This is a genomic window from Streptomyces sp. NPDC019937, assembly GCF_040631655.1.
Lineage (GTDB): Bacteria > Actinomycetota > Actinomycetes > Streptomycetales > Streptomycetaceae > Streptomyces.
Window position 1 is genome coordinate 118,880 of record NZ_JBEYAL010000006.1, and the last position, 15,136, is coordinate 134,015.

At 72.3% G+C, this 15,136-nt stretch carries 32 protein-coding genes and 1 tRNA gene; 29 read left to right on the forward strand and 4 right to left on the reverse strand.

Translation table 11 applies throughout. The features are described 5' to 3' along the window. Positions 1-63 precede the first annotated feature (63 nt). From ABZ562_RS07410 to ABZ562_RS07420, 3 genes are read left to right on the forward strand one after another with little or no spacing between them, the layout of a single operon-like run. A complete protein-coding gene (locus ABZ562_RS07410) occupies positions 64-642 on the forward strand; it encodes a hypothetical protein (RefSeq protein ID WP_361475188.1) in 579 nt (192 codons plus the stop codon). Next, the gene (locus tag ABZ562_RS07415; protein WP_361475190.1) at positions 639-1,283 is read left to right on the forward strand and encodes a hypothetical protein; all 645 of its coding nucleotides are present in this window, start codon (positions 639-641) and stop codon (positions 1,281-1,283) included. Before ABZ562_RS07410 ends, ABZ562_RS07415 begins: the two co-directional genes overlap by 4 nt. Continuing rightward, on the forward strand, positions 1,280-1,591 hold the full coding sequence (locus tag ABZ562_RS07420) for a hypothetical protein (protein ID WP_361475192.1): 312 nt from the start codon (positions 1,280-1,282) through the stop codon (positions 1,589-1,591). The genes ABZ562_RS07415 and ABZ562_RS07420 overlap by 4 nt, the downstream gene beginning before the upstream one ends. Positions 1,592-1,596: 5 nt before the next feature. Here the strand turns inward: ABZ562_RS07420 and ABZ562_RS07425 are convergent, their stop codons facing one another. Further along, positions 1,597-1,860: a hypothetical protein gene (locus ABZ562_RS07425; protein ID WP_361475194.1), complete on the reverse strand. Its 264-nt coding sequence runs from the start codon at positions 1,858-1,860 to the stop codon at positions 1,597-1,599. Positions 1,861-2,038: 178 nt separating this feature from the next. On the opposite strand from ABZ562_RS07425, the gene ABZ562_RS07430 reads away from it, so the two are divergent. The 23 genes from ABZ562_RS07430 (at position 2,039) to ABZ562_RS07540 (ending at position 12,947) form a co-directional block, all read left to right on the forward strand. After that, positions 2,039-3,106, forward strand: coding sequence for a hypothetical protein (locus ABZ562_RS07430; RefSeq protein WP_361475196.1), 1,068 nt, complete (start codon positions 2,039-2,041; stop codon positions 3,104-3,106). Between the two features lie 6 nt (positions 3,107-3,112). Next, positions 3,113-3,847 (forward strand): hypothetical protein, encoded by a 735-nt coding sequence (locus tag ABZ562_RS07435; RefSeq protein WP_361475198.1) that lies wholly within the window; start codon positions 3,113-3,115, stop codon positions 3,845-3,847. Beyond that, the gene (locus ABZ562_RS07440) at positions 3,844-4,035 is read left to right on the forward strand and encodes a hypothetical protein (protein WP_361475200.1); all 192 of its coding nucleotides are present in this window, start codon (positions 3,844-3,846) and stop codon (positions 4,033-4,035) included. Before ABZ562_RS07435 ends, ABZ562_RS07440 begins: the two co-directional genes overlap by 4 nt. Further along, positions 4,032-4,409 carry a hypothetical protein gene (locus ABZ562_RS07445; RefSeq protein WP_361475202.1) on the forward strand — a complete coding sequence of 126 codons (378 nt, stop codon included), beginning with the start codon at positions 4,032-4,034 and terminating at the stop codon, positions 4,407-4,409. The genes ABZ562_RS07440 and ABZ562_RS07445 overlap by 4 nt, the downstream gene beginning before the upstream one ends. Continuing rightward, positions 4,397-4,549, forward strand: a complete 153-nt coding sequence (locus ABZ562_RS07450; RefSeq protein ID WP_361475204.1) for a hypothetical protein — start codon at positions 4,397-4,399, stop codon at positions 4,547-4,549. The genes ABZ562_RS07445 and ABZ562_RS07450 overlap by 13 nt, the downstream gene beginning before the upstream one ends. After that, positions 4,546-5,025, forward strand: coding sequence for a hypothetical protein (locus tag ABZ562_RS07455; protein WP_361475206.1), 480 nt, complete (start codon positions 4,546-4,548; stop codon positions 5,023-5,025). Before ABZ562_RS07450 ends, ABZ562_RS07455 begins: the two co-directional genes overlap by 4 nt. Beyond that, positions 5,022-5,414: a hypothetical protein gene (locus ABZ562_RS07460; RefSeq protein ID WP_361475208.1), complete on the forward strand. Its 393-nt coding sequence runs from the start codon at positions 5,022-5,024 to the stop codon at positions 5,412-5,414. The genes ABZ562_RS07455 and ABZ562_RS07460 overlap by 4 nt, the downstream gene beginning before the upstream one ends. Then, positions 5,411-5,734 carry a hypothetical protein gene (locus tag ABZ562_RS07465; protein ID WP_361475210.1) on the forward strand — a complete coding sequence of 108 codons (324 nt, stop codon included), beginning with the start codon at positions 5,411-5,413 and terminating at the stop codon, positions 5,732-5,734. Before ABZ562_RS07460 ends, ABZ562_RS07465 begins: the two co-directional genes overlap by 4 nt. Positions 5,735-5,811: 77 nt before the next feature. Then, complete coding sequence (locus ABZ562_RS07470; RefSeq protein WP_361475212.1) at positions 5,812-7,083, forward strand: hypothetical protein; 1,272 nt, start codon at positions 5,812-5,814, stop codon at positions 7,081-7,083. Further along, entirely contained in the window at positions 7,080-7,628 is a 549-nt protein-coding gene (locus tag ABZ562_RS07475) for a histone-like nucleoid-structuring protein Lsr2 (protein ID WP_361475214.1), read from the forward strand. The genes ABZ562_RS07470 and ABZ562_RS07475 overlap by 4 nt, the downstream gene beginning before the upstream one ends. Before the next feature lie 63 nt (positions 7,629-7,691). Beyond that, complete coding sequence (locus tag ABZ562_RS07480) at positions 7,692-8,378, forward strand: hypothetical protein (protein ID WP_361475216.1); 687 nt, start codon at positions 7,692-7,694, stop codon at positions 8,376-8,378. Then, positions 8,378-8,788 (forward strand): hypothetical protein, encoded by a 411-nt coding sequence (locus ABZ562_RS07485; RefSeq protein ID WP_361475218.1) that lies wholly within the window; start codon positions 8,378-8,380, stop codon positions 8,786-8,788. The genes ABZ562_RS07480 and ABZ562_RS07485 overlap by 1 nt, the downstream gene beginning before the upstream one ends. After that, positions 8,788-9,054, forward strand: coding sequence for a hypothetical protein (locus ABZ562_RS07490; RefSeq protein ID WP_361475220.1), 267 nt, complete (start codon positions 8,788-8,790; stop codon positions 9,052-9,054). Before ABZ562_RS07485 ends, ABZ562_RS07490 begins: the two co-directional genes overlap by 1 nt. Next, a complete protein-coding gene (locus tag ABZ562_RS07495; RefSeq protein ID WP_361475222.1) occupies positions 9,051-9,221 on the forward strand; it encodes a hypothetical protein in 171 nt (56 codons plus the stop codon). The genes ABZ562_RS07490 and ABZ562_RS07495 overlap by 4 nt, the downstream gene beginning before the upstream one ends. Beyond that, positions 9,218-9,496, forward strand: coding sequence for a hypothetical protein (locus ABZ562_RS07500; RefSeq protein WP_361475224.1), 279 nt, complete (start codon positions 9,218-9,220; stop codon positions 9,494-9,496). Before ABZ562_RS07495 ends, ABZ562_RS07500 begins: the two co-directional genes overlap by 4 nt. Before the next feature lie 41 nt (positions 9,497-9,537). Continuing rightward, a tRNA-Leu gene (locus tag ABZ562_RS07505) sits at positions 9,538-9,619 on the forward strand. 33 nt (positions 9,620-9,652) lie between these two features. Then, the gene (locus ABZ562_RS07510; protein ID WP_361475226.1) at positions 9,653-10,060 is read left to right on the forward strand and encodes a hypothetical protein; all 408 of its coding nucleotides are present in this window, start codon (positions 9,653-9,655) and stop codon (positions 10,058-10,060) included. Then, positions 10,060-10,260 carry a hypothetical protein gene (locus ABZ562_RS07515; protein WP_361475228.1) on the forward strand — a complete coding sequence of 67 codons (201 nt, stop codon included), beginning with the start codon at positions 10,060-10,062 and terminating at the stop codon, positions 10,258-10,260. Before ABZ562_RS07510 ends, ABZ562_RS07515 begins: the two co-directional genes overlap by 1 nt. Then, positions 10,257-10,571, forward strand: coding sequence for a hypothetical protein (locus tag ABZ562_RS07520; RefSeq protein ID WP_361475230.1), 315 nt, complete (start codon positions 10,257-10,259; stop codon positions 10,569-10,571). The genes ABZ562_RS07515 and ABZ562_RS07520 overlap by 4 nt, the downstream gene beginning before the upstream one ends. Next, positions 10,568-10,789 carry a hypothetical protein gene (locus ABZ562_RS07525; RefSeq protein WP_361475232.1) on the forward strand — a complete coding sequence of 74 codons (222 nt, stop codon included), beginning with the start codon at positions 10,568-10,570 and terminating at the stop codon, positions 10,787-10,789. Before ABZ562_RS07520 ends, ABZ562_RS07525 begins: the two co-directional genes overlap by 4 nt. After that, positions 10,789-12,420, forward strand: a complete 1,632-nt coding sequence (locus ABZ562_RS07530) for a hypothetical protein (RefSeq protein ID WP_361475234.1) — start codon at positions 10,789-10,791, stop codon at positions 12,418-12,420. Before ABZ562_RS07525 ends, ABZ562_RS07530 begins: the two co-directional genes overlap by 1 nt. 3 nt (positions 12,421-12,423) lie before the next feature. Then, positions 12,424-12,786, forward strand: a complete 363-nt coding sequence (locus tag ABZ562_RS07535) for a hypothetical protein (RefSeq protein ID WP_361475236.1) — start codon at positions 12,424-12,426, stop codon at positions 12,784-12,786. A 2-nt stretch (positions 12,787-12,788) separates the two neighbouring features. Next, positions 12,789-12,947 carry a hypothetical protein gene (locus tag ABZ562_RS07540; protein ID WP_361475238.1) on the forward strand — a complete coding sequence of 53 codons (159 nt, stop codon included), beginning with the start codon at positions 12,789-12,791 and terminating at the stop codon, positions 12,945-12,947. 49 nt (positions 12,948-12,996) lie between these two features. Here the strand turns inward: ABZ562_RS07540 and ABZ562_RS07545 are convergent, their stop codons facing one another. From ABZ562_RS07545 to ABZ562_RS07555, 3 genes are read right to left on the reverse strand one after another with little or no spacing between them, the layout of a single operon-like run. Continuing rightward, on the reverse strand, positions 12,997-13,284 hold the full coding sequence (locus tag ABZ562_RS07545) for a hypothetical protein (RefSeq protein WP_361475240.1): 288 nt from the start codon (positions 13,282-13,284) through the stop codon (positions 12,997-12,999). Then, a complete protein-coding gene (locus ABZ562_RS07550) occupies positions 13,281-13,454 on the reverse strand; it encodes a hypothetical protein (protein WP_361475242.1) in 174 nt (57 codons plus the stop codon). Before ABZ562_RS07550 ends, ABZ562_RS07545 begins: the two co-directional genes overlap by 4 nt. Continuing rightward, entirely contained in the window at positions 13,451-13,693 is a 243-nt protein-coding gene (locus ABZ562_RS07555) for a hypothetical protein (protein WP_361475244.1), read from the reverse strand. Before ABZ562_RS07555 ends, ABZ562_RS07550 begins: the two co-directional genes overlap by 4 nt. A 131-nt stretch (positions 13,694-13,824) precedes the next feature. Here ABZ562_RS07555 and ABZ562_RS07560 point away from each other — a divergent pair, with 131 nt between their 5' ends. From ABZ562_RS07560 to ABZ562_RS07570, 3 genes are all read left to right on the forward strand, one after another. After that, a complete protein-coding gene (locus tag ABZ562_RS07560) occupies positions 13,825-14,163 on the forward strand; it encodes a hypothetical protein (RefSeq protein ID WP_361475246.1) in 339 nt (112 codons plus the stop codon). Between the two features lie 44 nt (positions 14,164-14,207). After that, the gene (locus tag ABZ562_RS07565) at positions 14,208-14,588 is read left to right on the forward strand and encodes a hypothetical protein (RefSeq protein ID WP_361475248.1); all 381 of its coding nucleotides are present in this window, start codon (positions 14,208-14,210) and stop codon (positions 14,586-14,588) included. 103 nt (positions 14,589-14,691) lie between these two features. Next, complete coding sequence (locus ABZ562_RS07570) at positions 14,692-15,135, forward strand: hypothetical protein (protein ID WP_361475250.1); 444 nt, start codon at positions 14,692-14,694, stop codon at positions 15,133-15,135. Position 15,136: the final 1 nt, after the last annotated feature.

Sequence of the window (15,136 nt, forward strand, 5' to 3'; positions counted from 1 at the left end):
GCCGACCGGCCCGGGGTGGGCCACCCACGCCACCGCCCCGGGCCCCAGCACCAGGAGCTCCGGATGCCCGTCGCCCTCCTACCACCCATCACCGGCAGCCACGGCCCCACCGACGCCGAACCCCTCACCGAGGGCCCCCGGTTCGTCCGCACCCGCGCCATGACCCGCTGGCACCGCGTCCGCTCCGGCATCCGCTACACCAACGGCCGCCTCGTCTACAACCTGTGGTGCACCGGCCACGTGCAGGGCGCCACCTTCCTCTCCTGCGACACCCCGCCCGCCAGTGAGCCCGTATGCGGCCTGTGCGACGGCAAGGCCGTAGGCGCCGGCCAAGAACCAGACGGGCCGCCCGGGCGCCAGCTCCTGTTCAGCCCCCGCCACATCAACCCGCCGAAGAACTGCCCCGGGTCCCGCACCGACATGACCGAAGAACTGCCCGGCGGCAGGGCCGGCCGCTGCCTCGCCTGCTCCGACACCCTCCCCCTGCGCGCCATGGGCGGCCCCTACAACCCGCGCTGGGCCATCGTCCAGCACCCGCCCGGCCCCGGCCTCGTCCCGCCGTGCCCCTTCCACCGCTGGCGGCAACTCACCGCCCGCGCGGGGACCGTCGTGTGCTCATGCGGGAGGGACCTCACCTCATGACCCGCGCCCTCCCCACCCCGCCGCCGCGCATCGCCCGCCTGCCCCGGAACCGGTCCGGCTATCCGGTGCCCTGGTTCGTCGCATGGATCGACGGCACCCCCGACTTCCGAGTCATCGGCACCGGCAAGCTCGACGACGCCGTGCGCTTCCGGCTGTGCTGGCTCTGCGGCGGCCACCTCGGCGCCAACGCCGCGTTCGTCATCGGCCCCATGTGTGCGGTCAACCGCGTCTCCCCGGAACCGCCCTCGCACCGCGACTGCGCCACGTACGCCGTCCGGGCCTGCCCGTTCCTCACGACGCCGGGCATGCGGCGCCGCGACAGCCACCTCCCGGAGGGGACCACCGACCCCGACGGCATCATGATCTGCCGCAACCCCGGTGTCGCCCTGGTCTGGGTCAGCCGCACCTGGCGCATGCAGCCCCACCTTCGGCTCTTCGACGTCGGCGATCCCACTGAGACCCTCTGGTACGCCGAGAGTCGCCCGGCCGCCCGGGACGAGGCCCTGGCTGGGATCGACTCCGGCATGCCGCTGCTGCGCGCCGAGGCGGAGAAGGACCCGCGGCCGCGGGCGGCCCTGGTCGAACTGGAGTTGCAGTACGAGCGGGCGCTGACGCTGCTGCCGGACGCGGGGGCCCGGTGAGCAGGGCGGCCGCCACGGGAGCGGAGCACCGGCGGTGTGACCGGTGCTCGGCCGCCGTGCTGCGCCAGACGGCTGGCCTGCCCTACACGGTGATCGCGGACGCTCTGCGGCTCACCGCGGCGAAGGCGGCCGCGCTCACGACGCCGAACCGGCTCGCCTGGTGCTTGCGGGAGACGGCGGCCGGGGTGCGGCTGGTGGAGGTGCTGCCGTCCGTCCACGGTTCTGGGTGCCCGACGCCGCACGTGATCGAGCACGTCTGCCAGCCGGAAGCGCCACGGGGGCGCCGGCCGGAAGGGGGCTCGCGATGACGCGATCAGGACTCGCGGGGCTCGGCCGCCTGGTCCGTCGACTTGCTGCGGACGATGCGGATCTTCCGCGTCTTGGCAGGATCGGGGGCGATCTTCGCCACCCACTCACGCGTGAACCCGGTCAACTTCGCCATGTGCGACGGGCCCTTGCCCACAGCTCGGGCCTCGACCAGCAGCTCACGCAGGTCCGCGTCCGCCCTGTTGAAGGCGGCTTCGGCCCGCGAGCGCTTCTTCGCCGCGGCCACGATCCGCGCGTCGAGGTCATCCATGAACAACAGGATGGCATGCGCGAACGGCGTACGCATACCTCGTGTCGCATCTCTTCGCGATCGGCCATCGCGAATATCGACCGCGAACGCTATTCTCATTACAGGGTTGATCGAAAGCCGCCTTGAACTGGGGGTTTCTTCCGCATGCCCTGATCCCCGCTCCACGAAAGAAGTCTCGGTGTCCTGGTTCAAGATCGATGATGGGTTCCACTGCCACCCCAAGGTGTTCGCAGCCGGGACCCCAGCGGTCGGCCTCTACGTCCGATGCGGGTCGTGGGCTGCGCAGCAGGTGACCGACGGCGTGATCCCCAAGCACGTCGCCAAGATGTATGGCACCCCCCGGATGATCAAGGCGCTCGTCGACGCTGGACTGTGGCACCAGCGTGGCCACAACTGCCCCTCGTGTGCCGAAGTCGACGCCAACTCGTACGTGATCCACCAGTACCTGGAGAAGAACCCGAGTCGGGCCGAGACGGACGCCGCGCGCAAGGCCAAGTCCGAGCGTCAGCAGCGGTGGCGCGAAGGCAAGCGCGGTGCATCCGCAGGCGGCGAGGGCGAGAAGTCCGACACCGAATCGGAGCCGAACTCGCATCGAGTTGACGCGAAATCTGAAGGCAACTGGCATCGAGTTGATGACAAGTTCGCATCGAGTTCGGGTGCTGACCACGAACGCGGCGGAGATCTTGGAAGCGAATCCGGGCAGGCCAGAGGCAGTGGCCCAGGAAATGTAGACGTAGATGTAGACGCGTCTACCGGGCGTCACGGTGACGCTGACCCCGTCCCGTCCCGTCCCGTCCCCTCTCCTCCTCTTGCAGAGGAGGAGAGGAACAAGCCAGCTAGCTCAGACGGTGGGCTCCCGCGCATCGGCGACCGCCCCCGAATCCCCGACACCTGCCGCCCACTCGTCGACGCCCTCACCACCGCCCGCCTCATCGTCGGATGGGACCTCAAGCCCGCCGAGTGGTTCGTCATCGAAGCGCTTATCCAGCGCTGCGGCATCCCCGCCCTCGTCACCTCCGCCCGAGCCAGCTGGCAGGGGGCCCGGACCCAGCCGCGCTCCGGCAGCTACTTCCTTCCAGCCTGGCGCGCCCTGACCGACGCGCCCGCCAACCCCGCCCCCCAGCAGGAGTTCGGACTACCCACCGCAGTCGGCGCCGACGTCGTCCCGTTCCAGCCCACGCAACCCCTCACCGGCACCGACGCCCGAGTCGCCGGATGGCTCGCCCTACCCACCGAGGAGACCTGACCCGCCATGACACCGGACGAAGCCAAGCAGCTCCTCGCCCACGCCGCCGCGTTCGACAACCGCCAGCCCAGCATCGTCGCCACCAAAGCCTGGGCCGCCGCCCTCCGCGACATCCCCCTCGACCAAGACACCCTCGACGCCGTCGCCGCCTTCTACGGCAGCACCACCCTCGACGGCGCCGCCCGATTCGACCCCACCAAGCGCCGCTGGCTCGAACCCCACCACGTCCGTCACCACCGGCAGCAGATCCGCAACGCCCGCCTGGCTGACGCCAACGTCATGTACGAAGGCCGCCCCAACGAGTCCGGCGCCGAGTCGATCCGCAACCGCCGCGCCCTCCTCGCCGCTGCCGCCAGCGGCCAGCTCCCGCCGCGGACGCCCACCGCCGCCATCACCAGCGGCCCGGCCGTCGACGCCGAAGGCCGCGGCCGGGCGATCCTCAACGCCGTCGGCCGCGAAACCCTCAGCCGCCGCCCCGAGTTCGCCGCCCCCTGCCCCCACTGCGCCGCTGGCGCCGGGCGGCCCTGCGTCAACGGCCGCGGCCAACGCCGCCGCGACGCCCACCCCACCCGCATCGACGCCAGCCGCCTCACCAACTCCGGCGAAAACCCCGCCGACCGCGCCGAGACCGAACGAGAGATACAGCGACGCCTCGCCGCCTCCCGGGCCGCCCTCGCCGCCCTCCCGCCCGGCACCGTCCCCCAGCCGGACGACGGCTTCGAGGAGACCGCCGCCTCATGACCGACCAGACCACCCACCCCGAGCACGGCATCCGCTGCCCCTGGTGCCACGCCCCCGCCTGGCAGCGCTGCACTAGCCCCCGCGGCCGACGGATCGCCATCCCCAGCCACGACGCCCGCCTCCAAGCCTGGGCCGCGCAGCAGCAGGCCGCCGCTGACCCCACCTACCGCACCGAGGAGACCGCATGAAGCAGCCCATCCCCGCCGCCGCCTTCGCCGCCATGCGAGCCGCCGTCGAGGAATACCAGCTCATCACCCCCTCCTCCCAGGCCACCTCCGCCGGCATCGCCTCCCGTGTTGCCCAAGAGCTGATCGCCAGCGGCTTCGAAGTCCGCACCGCCACACGGTCCGTGAAGCGACGTCGGCCACGGCCGCGGTCACGGTCACCGCGCGGTGTGTGCCGCACCTGCGAGCGCGACTACGCGATCACCCGCGATGGCCGTATCCGCGAGCACAACGCCCCCGGCCAGAGCACCGGCTGCCGCGGGTCCCGCAAGACGCCCGTGCCCGGCTCGATCACCTCTGCCGTCGTGGACAGGAGTCGCTCGTCGTGCTCGACGTGATCGCCTTCATGGTCCTCGTGATCACCATCGCCGGTCTGCCGCTCGGCACCTGGCAGTACATGCGATGGCCTCGCCGCCGCCGTGGCGACCGGCAGCTCCTTGCCCTCATCCGCACCTCAACCCGAAAGACCGGTCAATGACCACCTTCACCACCAGCCCGCCGACGCTCACCCCCACGAACGACCCCGCGCCCGTGGAGCACGCCGTCGTCGACGGCATCCTCGACGATCACGACCCCGAGACCTTCTTGTGGATCGTCTTCCGCCGCCCCGACGGTGGCGCCCGCGTCAAGTACGCCTGGACTGACGGCGGCCCCGACCTTGGCGACCGCGTCGACCGCCTGGCGCTCGCTGCCGGGCTGGACTTCGCCGACTGGCTCCACATCGGCGGCCGGCACTGCCAGGAGTCCACCCGCGGCCGCATCGTCGTCCAGGCGCACCCGCTCCGCCCCGTTCTCGCCGATGTGCAAAGCGGTGTGCGTGCGCCGGGTGACCGGCGGGACGGGCTGCTCCGGGTGATCGCCTGTGCGGCGGCTGATACCGGGCAGACGCCGCGGCCGGGTTTGCCGCGCTGGTTCGGCATGGGGCCGGCGCGGTTGATGGGGGAGGCCCGGTGAGCGGCCCGTCCCGTCGTCGCACTCTGACGCGCGTCTGCACCCATGCGGGCTGTGCCGAGCGCGGTTTCGTGGAGTACACGAGCCGCCGCGACCTGGAGCACATCAGCCGCGACTGGAAGTGCTTGAGGCACTCCAAGCCGAACGAGGTGCTGTCCGCCGGCAACCCGGAGACCACCGCCGTCCTGACCCTCCACCCCAGCTACATCGACGGCTACCGGCACGGGGACCCGCCCAGGCTGCTCGGCTTCTTCTGGGGCCCGGAGGGCGCCGAGAAGGGCAGCAGCGGCGTCGAGAGCGGGCCCGGTTTCCGTGCCATCGCCGCGGACTTCCCGCCCGGCACCCGCCTGATCATCACCGCCCGGATCGAACTCCCCGAGGAGCAGCAGTGACCACCCCGTCCGATCACACCGACCGAAGGCCCCCGATGACCGACCAGCCCGCATCCATCAGCCCCGAGGCCCTGTCTGCGATCCTCCGCGACCCGGACGACCCGCGCTACCCGTCCCAGATCACCGTGTTCTGCGACCACTGCGGCCACGAGGACACCCGGGACTACCTCGTCAGCGAGGACATGACCCGCCAGGAGCGGCTGGCCGTCGCCCGGCAGTACCTGGTGGCCAACGAGGGCTGGGAGTGCGACCCGGACGGCGACGACTTTTGCCCGGTCCACGCCTCGACCGACGGGCTGGAGCAGCGCCCCACCGCATGACCACCGTCCGCAGGACGGCCGCCCCTGCGCGAATCAGGGGCGGCCGCAACCCACACCCCACCACATCGAGGAGCACGATGACCGACACCACCAGCCCCGCCCCGCTGTGCGACGTCCATTCGCCGACCGGCGCGCAGTGCATCAAGACAGCTGGCCACCGGCAGAACAACGAGCCCCACGTCTTCCCGGTCCCGCTGACGCCGGATCGCGAAGCCGATATCCGTGCTCGCGTGGCCGCCGGACTGCCCGGCCACAGCGCGACCCGTACCGTCCTCGCCGAACTGGACCGCGTCCGGGCCGAGCGGGACAAGTGGGCCGCCCATCTGAACGCCACGGCGCAGGGCGCTGGACGTCTCCAGAACCAGGTCGAGCAGCTCCGGGCCGAGCGCGCCGACCGGGCCACCGTGCTCCGCCAGGCCGCCGACGCGCTCGACGAGTCCGAGCGGCTGCGCGACCTCACGGACGACCACATGCGCGACGTGCACGCCGCCGCGCACGAGCTGCGCCGCATGGCCGACGAGGCACAGTCCGCCGCCGCGCCCGCCAAGGAACTCCCCGGCTCGTCGGCCACCCTGGCCGCTGGCATGCCACTCGTTCAGGGCCGCTGCCCGGCATGCGGCACAGCGGGCCTGTTCCTGGGCAGCGGCGGGTACGTGACGTGCTCATCGCCCGACTGCCAAGAGCCGGACGCGGCCAGCACGGTCCTCGAACGCCAGCCCGTGCCGGTGGCCGACGCCGAGCGGCGCGCCCGGTACGAGGCGGCGTTCGGGCCGAACATGCGCCTCGGCCTCCAGGACGCCGAGCTGTTTGACGAGCCGGGCGCGCAGCGGATCAACGAATGGATCACGTGGATCACTGACGCGGTGATGGCCGTGGCGGACGCCGAACTGGGCCAGGTCCGCGCCGAGCTGAACCAGGCCCAGGACGACCGCACCGGCGCGTGCCTCGCCCGCTGGGAGGAAGAGCAGGAGAACGCCCGACTGCGGCTGGCCCTGGCCTCAGCCCGGCGCGGACGCCGGGAAGCCCGCGCCCGCGCCGCCGAGTTGGACCGCGCCTTGGACGAGACCATCGGCGAGCGCGACTACCTGCACGACGTCGCCGACAAGCTCGCCTACGCCATCGCCCCGGTCGAGGTCATCGGCGAGCACTCGTCCGCGAACGATCCGTGGGCGAACGCGCTGGAGCACGTCGCCCCGGCCGCCCGGCCACGAGTCACCAGCCACACGTACGAGGACGACGGCGGCCCCTGCCGCGCCGAGGCGTACGGCGAGATCTGCGGCGCACCCCGGGCGGACCACCAGCTCGTGGAGGAGCCCGCCGCCCTGGTCGAGGAGAGCAGCGGCCCATGACCATCGCCGCCCTCCGTCGCCTCCTCGATGAGGCACAGCCCGACGTCCCCCGCCACCCCGCCCCGCAACTTCCGCACCAGAACTTCCCCGCCAAGGAGGAACCCGCCGTGCAGACGACGAACGATCACCAGCCCGAGCCCCCCGCCCCGCAGACCGAGGAGCAGCCACTGCCCGTCAGCCAGCTGCTCGCCTGGGCCGACGGACACCCCGACCCGGACGTCCAGGACCAGGGCGCCCGCGCCCGCGCCGCCCTCACCGGCCTCCGCGCCCGCCACGCCGCCGACACCGAGCTGGCGCACATCACCGAAGAGGCCGAGCAGCTGGAGCAGCGCCTGGCTGAGCTTCGCGCCCGGGAGGACGAGCTGCGCCCGACCGCGCGTAAGAAGCCCCGCAAGGCCGTCGAGCGGGATTACGAACCTGCGGTCGTGCGCGCCTGGGCCAAGCAGCAGGGCATCGAGTGCTCTCCGATCGGCCGTGTGCCGGGGGAGATCGTCGATCGGTGGCGGGCGGCTGGCAGGCCGCAGCCGTTGCAGATCGCGAGCTGACCACCCGCCTGGCCCGGCCGCCAGCGGGCGGCCGGGCCCTCAACCACCGGAGGCCACACCCCGATGACCGAACCCACCACCCCCGCAACGCAGTGCGCCGAGTTCGTGCCCGACGCGCCGCGCGCACCGGGCCTCTGCGCCACGTGTGGAGACGCTCGCAGCTGGCACCAGCACGCCCTCGCCCAGTGGTCGCCGGAGCGCGAGGCCGGAATCCGCCAGCGCGAGAACGCGGCGACCAGCGGACCGTGGCACGTCGAGACACACGCCCCGACCCTGAGCCGCCTGGTCGTCAGCGAGGACAACACACTCGTCATCGACTTCGGCTACGTCGGCAACCGCACCCAGGACGACGCCGAGTTCGTCGCTCACGCCCCGGAGGACATCTCCGCGCTGCTGGCCGAGCTGGACAAGGCCCGGACCGAGCGCGATGAACTGCGCGCCGCGCTCGACCGCGCCCGTACCGCCCGCCGCCGAGTCTCCTCCGCGCTCGTAGCCGTCGCCCCACTGCTGGACCAGCCCTACCCGGACGACCCGCGCTGGACCCCGTGGACCCGATTCGTCAGGCCCGCCATGGCGGAACTCCGCGAGGCCCTGACGCCCGTCCCGCTCTGCGGCCGTACGCAGGGCGTGAGCGGCAAGACGTACCCGCCGTGCGCCCGCCCGGCCGGACACCGCGAGGCGTACTGCCGCAGCGGCGACGGGGGCGCGCTGTTCCTCGCCGCCGCCCAGGCCGAAGAGGACGCCAGCTGATGGCCGCCGACCCCGCCGAGGCGCTCCGGCCTCTCGCCGCCGTCATCGAGCAGACCCTTCGCGCCACGCCCGTACAGCTCGGCACCCCCGAGGGCATCACCGACCTCACCGCCGCGCTCACCGCAGCCGTCGCGATCTACACCGCCCGCCACGTCCTCCCGCCCGGCGCTCTGGACCAGGCGCAGCCGATCGCGACCGCCTGGCACGTGGAGATCCAACGCCCCACCGGTGCGTGGATTACCGACTGTCCGGAGTTCGCGGACCGCGCGGAGGCGCTGGGACGCCACGCCGCGGCCGAGGCCGGCCTGTTGGGCTGGCCGGCGCGCGTGGTCCGGACGACCACCGTACGGACCATCGAGAAGCCGCCCACCCCGCACGACACCGCCCCGGCCGAGGGGAGCGACCACTGATGGCCCGCTCCATCGGCATGGCCAAGGGCACCACCGTCTACCGCGCCGTCATCACCAAGCAGCTGCGCGACGGCAAGACCGTCACCGAGTACGAGGGCCCGTACGGCGGCATCGGCGCAGCGCGGGCCCGCGTCTCCTTCTGGACCAACTACATGGCCGACCGGGACGAGGAGACCGGGGAGCGCACCGGCACCAGCCGCGCATCCGGCCACGTCGAGCGCGGCACCGTCAGCTGGGGGCGCGTCGAGGACGGCGACGCCCGATGACTACGCGCCGCGGGCCCGGCCCCGGGCAGCTCAGTCTCTTCGCCGAGGCGCAGCCCCGAGCCCGGCGCCTGCGGCGCGCCCCGACCCGCCAGCCCGACCGCCTCCGCGGCCGGCGCATCCACGACCTGCCCGACATCGACACCTACCAGCCCCAGGAGACGCAATGACTGCCCGCCCCCTCGCCATCGGCGACGAGATCCATGGTTTCGCCTACGGCGCCTTCGGCCGCGACCACTACGACTGCGTTCGCATCGAAGCTGTCGGGCCCGACTGGATCGTCGCCCGCGACCCGGCCGCCGAATGGGACGGACTGAGCTTCGCCGCAGGACGCCAACCGCTGGAACTCATCCAGCAGGCCCGCGACGAACCGTGCCCCCGAGACACCCCTTGCCCGCTCGCCGAGCAGACGCCGCCGCTCACCGACTGGCGGCCTCAGCGCTGACCCGCCCTGGCCCGGCCGTCGTCCACGCGGCCGGGCCCCGAGCCCGGGTGGCGGAAAGGCAGACGCTGCCGCCTTAAAAGCGGCCGCCCACGGGGCGTGCGGGTTCGAATCCCGCCCCGGGCACCCCACCCCCAACCACCATCGGAGACCACCCACATGATCCGCGAAGACCGATTCCTCATCTCCCGCCGCCCCTACGCCATCGACCTGACCAGCCTTCAAGTTGGCGAACCCACCGAGTCCGGCCGCTACTGGGCCATGGCCAACGCCGTCTGGTTCCGTCGCCACAGCAAGGGCCATGGTGAAGGCCGCCGGGTCATCACCGTCGCCTGCATCGGCACTCTGCGGGACCTTCAGGACAGCAAGCCCGCCGACACCCGCGCCTTCCTCACCGCGTACACCGACGGCCGGTACGGCGGCGACTGCCAGGGCCGCTGGGACGGCGAGCGTTACTGGGGCGCGCAGAAGCCCGAGACGATCGAGGAGCACCTGGAGCTGCTGCGCCCGATGCTCGCCAACTTCCCGGACCTCCCTGGCGGCTACGACGGCTGGTGGCGGTTCTGATGCTCACGACCCCGTGCCCGTCCTGCCGCCGCCCCAAGGGCCGTGGCAAGTACCTCTGCGGCCCGTGCTGGTTCACGCTCCCGCAGTCCGCCCGCAGCGCCCTCAACCTGCGCGACACCCACGCCCACGCCCGGCTCCGCGAGCTGCACAGTCAGCTCACCGGAGGCGTCCCGCTCCACGAGATCCAGGTGACTCGATGACGCTCACGCTCCCGGCAGCTCTCGCCGTGGCCGCCGTGCTGTTCACCGCCGGGTACGCCCTCGGCCGCTGGCGCCCCGCCCGCCGCGCCTCCGACTGGGCCAACTGGAAGAAGTACCACCTGGCCGCGCGCCGCCAAGGGCCCGTCTGGTGGACCGTCTGGCTCGTCCTCTCCGCCGAGAACATCACGTGGCTCGTCGCCCACCCGACCCAGGGGGCGCACGCCTGGCGGCACCGCAACGACCCGCCCCCGCCCCGCAGCGCGCCCCTCCGCTTCCGCAGCCTCACCGACCAGGAGACCAACGACCGATGACCGACACCGAGATGGTCGGCGAGATCCGCCAGGCCGCCGAGAAGCTCCGCGACAGCGACGTGCCCCACGACGCCGCGCTCACCTGGTGGCTCGTCGACACCCTGCTGCTCCACGGCCCCGTCGGCTACCGCAAGTGCGAGCGGGACGGCGACGAGATGCCCTGTGCCGACATCCGCGCGGCCCACAAGGTCGCCGAACTGATCCTCACGGAGTCCTGATGACCGACCCCAGCGCCGCGCCGCTACGCCGGACCGCCGCCCTCCTCCGTCTCCTCTCGGGCGCCGCCAAGCCGCACTGGAAGGCCGGACTCGTCGAGTGCCGCGACTGGTACGCCGACGAAGTCCGGACCCGTCTCGGTGGGCCGGTCGGCGAACTGGCTGCCGCCATGAACCCCACTGCAGTCCGGGCGCTGGCTGACTGGCTCGACAACGCGGTCGAGGACGCCGAGCAGATCGGCCCCGACCCGCGCGCCGTCGCGGTCGCCTGCGCGGTCCTCGGCCAGGAGGCCCCCGAAAGCACCGCGACTCCGGAACGGCCCGCGCGGAGCCGTACAACGCCCCCGCCGTGGACCGACAGCGACCCGCTCATGGAAGCCATAGCCGACGCCATCTGGCAGCACTGCCGCACCGAGAGCACCAGTCTGATCGTCGACGACCCGCGCAACATCGCCGCCGTCGCCGCCCACACGATCCGGACCACCGGGCACGCAGCCCGCGTCTTCTGGCTCCAGCGTGACCACGACGTCACGGGCGTATCCGGTACCGGCGTCGTGGCCGACGGCGTGCTCTGGCTCGACGGCACCGTCACGATCCGCTGGCGCGGCCCTCGCCCCTCCACCGTCAACTGGGGCCACCTCGACGACGCCATGGCCATCCACGGGCACGGTGGCCACACGCGCGTCGTTTGGGCGGACGCGCCGGACGCCCGGCCCTGCGCGTCGGGCTGCTCCGAGGGACACACGTACGACGCCCAGTGCGAGGCGCGGCCGGACACCGGGGTGGACAGTCGGACGGACAGCCAGGACAGCAGGGTGGACACCGAGACGGACAGCCCCGCGACCAGGGCGGACAGTGCCCGGACAGGGCAGGACAGCGGATTGGACGACGCGCTGCGCGAACAGTACGCGGCGGCGATCAAGCAGGCGCTATCCGCATGGGACGCCGACGTGCCGGGTGTCGAGGGGCATCTCCACGACCACCTCGCAACCGCCGCCCTGGGCGTCCGCGACCGTCGCATGGAGCAGCTCGCCGCCGAGGTGAAGACCGCCGACCGGATCCGCGCCGAGGTACAGCGCGACCGCGACCAACATGCCGCCGTACTCACCGAGGTGCTCGCCACCTTCGTGCACAAAGTTCATGGGCGCCGTCTCCCGTGCCTACAGTCCGGCCCCGTCGATGTGGTGACGCTGGACAAGTGGCGCAGCGTGGGGGCGCCGACCGTCGAGACGCCGTGGTGGCAGCAGCTCGCCGAGCAACGGGAGCGCGCCAAGCGGGCCGAGGCCGAGCGTGACCAGGCGTACCGCGAGCGCGCCCACCTCCTCGCCTGGCTCGCCGCGCTCCACCCCGCCAACGCCGTCATCACCACCGCGGCCGACGTCGACGAACCAGGCTGGCAGCTGCTGTACCTCCTCGTCGGCGGCTACCAGATGAGCTGGCACATCCACCCGCGCGACGCCGAACTCTTCGCCCACGTCCAGCTCGTTCCCGCCGACGACCCGCGGGCGCAGTGGGACGGACACAGCACGCCCGAGAAGTACGAGCGCATCCAAGGGCACACGCATCGGCTCGCAGTGCACCGGCCCGCGAATCGCGGCGGTTGCTGCGCCTGCCCCCACGAGATGGAGGTATGACCCATGACCTACGCCATCGACTTCGACGGCGTCATCCACGCCTACAGCCGCGGTTGGGCCGACGGCACCATCTACGACCCGCCCATCCCCGGCGCCCTCGACGGCCTCCGCGCCCTCATGAAGCAGAACGCTGTGTTCATCCTCACCACCCGCGACCCCGGCCAGGTCGCCGAATGGCTGACCAGCCACGGCTTCACCTGCCGCACCGCCCACGACGGCCCGTTCTGGGACGTCCGCGGCGTGCTGCTGATCACCGACCGCAAGTTGGCCGCGACCCACTACCTCGACGACCGAGCCGTCCCCTTCGAGAACTGGGACCAGGCACTCGCCGACCTCGGCCAGACCCACACCACCAAGGAGCACTGACCATGTCCGACCCCACCGACCCCATCACCGCCCTCGCCCAAGCCTCAGCCCAGCTCCACGAGCTATTCGAGTCGTACGTCACCGCAGGGTTCACCGAGCACCAGGCCCTTGAGTTGCTGAAGGCGCTCCTCACCGCCGGAATAGGCGGAAGCCAGGGCTGAGCATGACGGAGGGGCGCACCCCGTGTCGGGGTGCGCCCCTCCGCACACGTCACGTCGGTGGCGGCTCCTCCTCGGTGCGGTGCGCGATCAGCTGCACCTCCAAGCTGTCCGCCTGCTGGCTCAAGATCCGGGCCATGGTGCGCAGCGTCGCCGGGTCCAGCTCCACCTCCTCGCCCTCCGGCGATCGCCAGCCGGCACCCTCGATGGCGTGCTCGGTCCACGCACGGGCGATGCCGCGGAGGAGGGCGGTGACGTCCTCGGCGGGCATGTAGTACCGGCCGTCAGGTCCTTGGCCGATGCTGGTGAACCGGATGATGCCGGGTTCGTCGTCGCTCACGTGCTGCTCCCCGGCTCCGGCTGCTCCTCGCCGAAGCCGGGCTCTCGGAGGTCGGGGTGCGTGTCGAACATCAGCGCCGCCTGGACGTCGCGGACGGCGTTGGTGAGACCGCGGGTATCTGCGGTGATCCCCACCTTGCGGGGTCGGCTGGTGTCGGGCTCGTGGCTCATGTGCTGCTCCTCGGGTCGGCCGGCTCCCCGGCGGCCGCGCGCTCGGCGCTGGTGCGGGAGTCGCCGTTGACCTTGATGCAGATCTTTCGTGCGCGTTCGTGATTCATGCTCGCCCACGAGCCGATCTCGCGGAACGAGTGGCCGGCCAGACGCGCGGCGGCGATGTGCTGGCGGCGGGTCTCTTCCCGTTGCTCGATGGCTTTGGTGTCCCGGCGTAGCTGCGCTTCCCAGTCGGTCATGGGGGTCATGATCCCATGCGGTCTGTCTATTTCATAGCCACTAATAATGTCTACAGAGTGGACAAGGGTGGGTTCGCCGTGACATGGTCTCAGTGTCTAGAAAATAGACACTCGAAGTCGAGGGGGAGACCATGAACGCCCGAGCCCGCGCCGCCCGCCGCACCATCCGCCAGCGAGCCACCGCCAACCGCGCCCACGCCCGCATCGCCCGCCGCGGCAACGCCTCCCTCACCACCCACGCCATCGCCGCCGGCCTCCCCACCCGCGCCGCCCGATCGGTCGCCAGCACCCTCCGCAAGACCGCCACCGAGCTCGGCGTCACCGGCACCCAGCACCGCGTCCACGCCGGACGCCGCATGCGCACCACCACCCGCTACACCCCCGCCCAGGTCGCCGTCCTCGCCGCCGCCTACCAGCCCCGCAAGCCCGCGTACAAGGTCGCCGCCGCCCGCCTCGCCCTCGCCGCCTGACCCTCACCTCGCCACCCACCAGCCGCACCGAGCAAGGAGCCACCGTGCAGACCCTCACCGCCGCCATGACCGTCAACGCCATCCTCTACGCCAACCCCGCCGACGCCCCGGCCCCGTACTCCTGGGAGCCCGCCCACCCCGCACTCGCCACCCTCGCGTGGGAGGACGAGCGCACCGACGTCCACGCCATCGCTGGCGGACAGCACGGCGTCAGCCCTGACGGCCTCGGCCGCTACGCCTTCACCTGCGTCTGTGGCTTCGAGACCGCTGAATGCGCCAGCCCCCTCGACGCTTCGGCCGCGATCATCTCCCACGCACTGAACACCTGCGCCGACTGCGGCGGGCCGAAGCCGTCGGTCATCGCGTTCGGCCCGGCGGCCGGACAGATGGACACCTTCCCGCGCTGCTCCGGCTGCGCTATCTGACCTCACCCCACCGCCGTCTGAGTACCGCCCGGGTGCGCGCCCCCACCGCGCACCCCACGAGGCACTCAGCCGAACCGTCCAGCCCGATCCCCGAAGGAGCACCGTGGACTTCCATCAGGCCCTGGCCGTGACCCTCGCCGAGCTGACCCCGCAGCCCTGGGACTACACCGACGGCTCGGGGAGCACCCTCACCGTCATCCCGGCCGGGCTGCGCGAGGAGCCTGGCCACGCCGAGGTGATGATCCGCATCACCGAGAGCCACACCCAGGCCGCCGAGGTCGGCGTTACCACGGTCGACATGCCGGGCCTGCTCGACGCCCTCACCGCGCGCAGCAGCTGGCGGCACGCCACCAGCACCGCCGACGAACTGGCCGTCACCCCGAACGATGACGGGAGCGTGATCCTCGCCGCCGTCGAGGTGCACTACGGCCCGAACGCCCGGGACGGAGAGAGCGCCGCGGAAGTGCGGATCCCGGCCGGGCAGCGCATGCCGCTGGTGTCCGCGCTGGGCCGCGCCCTCGACGTCGCCCGCGGCTGGGAGCACTGAC